1 protein-coding gene is annotated in these 391 nt (G+C 43.0%); it reads right to left on the bottom strand.

The features are described from left to right. A partial coding sequence (rplI, locus tag ACYVTD_RS17595) for a 50S ribosomal protein L9 (RefSeq protein ID WP_461248914.1) occupies nt 1–367 on the bottom strand: 367 nt, incomplete at its 3' end. Between the last annotated feature and the right edge of the window lie 24 nt (nt 368–391).

Raw genomic sequence — 391 nt, 5'->3', positions numbered from 1 at the left:
GAGTATATTCGCCGAGCTGTTTGATCGGCGCGGCCAGTTTGATTTGACTTTTATCAACGCCTAGTTTCTCAGCAATTTCCTTTGCCGTTATCGAACCGAACAGTTTTCCATTCTCGCCGACTTTGGCGTCAATCACTAGTTTGTCTTTTTTCAGTTTTTCAGCCAATGCGTTCGCATTATCAAGAATTTTTTGGTTTGTGTTGGCTTCTTTTTCTTTTGCTTGAAGAGCGAGGTTTTGATTTTCAGCCGTCGCTTCTTTTGCAAGCCCTTTCGGAATTAGCATGTTGCGCGCGTATCCGGCTGTGACCTCGACGATGTCGCCTGCTTGCCCGAGATTTAAAACTTTTTTGGTTAAAACGACTTTCATTTTATTTCTCCTCCTCTAAAATGA

Source organism: Treponema sp. R6D11 (assembly GCF_054786075.1).
The sequence above is the reverse complement of the archived record's forward strand: the minus strand, read 5'-3'. Positions and strand labels throughout refer to the sequence as shown.